At 63.5% G+C, this 3,202-nt stretch carries 2 protein-coding genes; both read right to left on the bottom strand.

The window, feature by feature from the left end:
- The coding region (locus ENZ75_RS26215) for an efflux RND transporter permease subunit (protein WP_164888009.1) at positions 1–1,987 on the bottom strand (1,987 nt) is incomplete at its 3' end.
- 80 nt (positions 1,988–2,067) lie between these two features.
- Positions 2,068–3,202 (bottom strand): efflux RND transporter periplasmic adaptor subunit (locus tag ENZ75_RS26210; RefSeq protein ID WP_245481245.1); only part of this gene is annotated, 1,135 nt, incomplete at its 5' end.

Genomic DNA, 3,202 nt, shown 5'->3' with positions numbered 1-3,202 from the left:
CCTTGGGGTCGACGGCCGAAAGCCTGATCTGGATCGGCTTGCCGGTCGGCGGACCGGCCTCCGGCACGCGCACCTCGACATCGACGCCGGGAATGCCGGCCATGACGCCGCGCAAATCGTTCAGGATCTGGTTCGCCGACTTGCGCTCGCGCCAATCTATGAATTCGTACTGGATGACGCCGACGACGTCTTCAGGGACATCCTGGCCGCCGCCTTGTGTCTTGCCGACGCGGGTGTAGACCGACTTGATGCCGGGCCAGCCGAGCATCCTGTTTTCGGCAATCTTGGTCGCCGTATCCATTTCGGCCAGCGAAAGGTTGCCGCGCGCGTGCACGTAGAGCAGGCCGTAGTCGGGCTCGACACTGGGGAAGAATTCGACACCGGCGCCATATTTCGAATAGGCAAAGCCGACGCCGAACAGCAGAGCGACCGTCAGCAAAACCACCGTAATCGGAAACCGCACCGCCTGCTTGACGATCGCCATGTACCAGCCGTCGCGATTATCATCCTCATGATGCTCCGGCGCCTTGGCGAAGATCGCCCCCAGCGTCGGCGCGAACACCAGCGCATAGAGCATCGAGGCCGATAGCGTGACGATCAGGGTGATCGGCATGTACTTCATGAAGTCGCCGATGATGCCCGGCCAGAACAGCAGTGGCGAGAAGGCGGCTATGCGCGTCATCGTCGCGGCAATGACCGGACCGGCCATGCGCTTGGCGGCCAATGCGAAGGCTTCCGCCTTCGGCATGCCTTCGCTCATCCGCCGTTCGGCGAACTCGGTGACGATGATGGCATCGTCGACCAGCATGCCGACAGCCAGGATCAGGCTGAACAGCACGATCATGTTGATCGTGTAGCCCATCATCGCCAGCAGCAGGATGCCGATCAGGAAAGACGACGGAATGGCCAGGCCGATCAGCAGCGAGGCACGACCCGACAGCGCGTAGAGGATGACGATGAACACCAGGATGACGGCGATCATGACGTGGTTCTGCAGATCGCCGAGCAACTGGTTGACGAAGACCGACTTGTCCTGCGTGTAGGTGACGTTCATGCCTTGCGGCATCGTCTTGACGTAGGCGTCGGACACCTCCCTCACCTTGGCGAGCGTGTCGATCAGATTGGCGCCGATGCGCTTCTTGACTTCGATGGCGATGGCCGGCTTGCCATTGAGGCGCGTGATCGTCGTGGCATCGGCGAAGGTCGAGCGGATCGTCGCGATGTCCTTGGCCTGCACCACGGCATTGGGGCCGGCGACCACGGGCAAGGCCGCCACGTCCTCGGGCGTCTCGATCAGTGACGGCACCTTGACGGCGTATTTGCCTTCCGAGCCTTCGATATTGCCGGCGGCGACCAGACTGTTGGAGGCCCCGACAGCGCCGATCAGCTGATCGAGTTGCAACCCGTAGGACGACAGTTTCATCGGATCGATGACGACTTCGACAAGATCGTCGCGCGAACCCTGCAACGAGCCCTCCAGGACGCCTGGCACTTCCTCGATACGGTCGCGCAGTTCGCGCGCGGCGGCGGTCAGCACGCGTTCGGGCAATTCGCCCGACAGGGTGACGACGAGGACGGGGAATTCGGAGATGTTGACTTCGGTAACGACCGGCTCTTCGGCCGCCTGCGGCAGGTCGGCCTTGCCGTCCTGCACCTTGGAGCGCGTGTCCTGCAAGGCCGTCGCCAGATTTGTCTGCGGCTGGAACTCGACCAGCACATAGCCGCCGCCCTGGAAGGCGGCCGAGCGCATTTCCTTGAGGCCTTTCAGGCTCTTCAGCTTGCTTTCCATCGGCCGCAGCAGAAGGCGCTCCGAATCCTCAGGCGAAATGCCCTGATAGATCAGGCTGATATACATCATCGGAATCGGAACGTCGGGCTCGGCTTCCTTCGGCGTCGACTGATAGGCGACCCAGCCGGCGAGCAGAAGGAAGACGAGGACCGAAATGGTCAGGCGGGCATTGTTGATTGCGAGTCTGACGATATCCATGGCTAACGCCTGTTCTTGAATTTCACGAGCTGCGTCGCAGCCAAGTGTCCCCGCCCGGGGTCTGTCCGCCGTACCCCATGCTACTGCGTGCCGGCGGTCGCTTCGCCCAGCAGTTTCTGGATGGTTGCCTGGTCGGCTTCGACCGGCTTGACCTCATCGCCTTCCTTCACCAGTTCCTGGCCGGCAACGATGATGCGCGCATCGGCAGGGATGCCGCCAAGCACCAGGCCGGTCGGCGTGTCGTCGACGAGGTCGATGGGGAAGAACGCAACCTTGTTGTCCTTGCCGACGGCACGGATGCCGAGGTCGCCCTTGTCGCCGAGCGTCACCACCGAGCGCGGCAGCAGCACCGCATCGGTCGGCAACGCGCTGAGTGCGATTTCCGCCGTCATGCCGGCCGGCACGGAGCCGTCGGCATTGGGGACGGCAACCTCGACGCGGAAGGTGCGGGTCGCCGAAGAGGCGTCGCGGCTGATGTAGCGCACGGTGCCTTCGACAGTCTGGCCGCTGACCAGCCGTATGGTGGCCTTGTCCCCGAGTTTCAGGTAGCCGAGATCGCGCTCGCTGACTTCGCCGCGGGCAATCACCGGATCGAGCTTGAGGATGGTTGCCACCTCGCCGCCCTGCATGATGGAACTGCCAAGTTCCACCGGCACCCGGTCGATAACGCCGTCGAAGGGCGCCTTCACCTCGTTGCGGTCGAGTTCGGCCTGTGCCGTTTCCAGTTGCGACTGCGCCGAGGTCAGGTTCGAGCGCGCGGTGTCGAGCTGCAGCTTCGGCAGATTGCCGGTCTTCATCAGCCGCAAGGCTGCGTCCAACTCGGCCTGGCGCTGCACCACCAACTGCTTTGCATTGTCGACCATCGAGATCTTTTCTTCCGCCGCAAGCATCAGTACCAGATCCCCCGTCTTGACGTGATCGCCTTGCTTGACAGGCAGCTTGTCGATGACACCGGCGACGCGCGTCGCCAGCACCGCCCGCTTGTCGGCTTCGGTCAGCCCGGAAATGCGGATGGCGCGTGCATAGGTCTTGCGTGGCGGCGTCACCACCGCAACGGTGCGCAGCGGTGCCTTCGGCTCGGCTTCAGCCGTCTTCGGCTTGGCCGCGTCCGGCGCCTTGGCCTGTTCGGCTCCGGCTGCCTTGGCTTTGTTGGCGGCTACGCTGCCGACCGACGAAAACTCGCCTGTCGCCATCCACGCCGCGAAACCAATGAGC

The organism is Mesorhizobium sp. M7A.F.Ca.CA.002.04.1.1 (assembly GCF_004022805.1).
GTDB lineage: Bacteria > Pseudomonadota > Alphaproteobacteria > Rhizobiales > Rhizobiaceae > Mesorhizobium > Mesorhizobium ciceri.
Note: the sequence above shows the minus strand (reverse complement) of the source record. Positions and strands in the feature narration are given on the sequence as shown.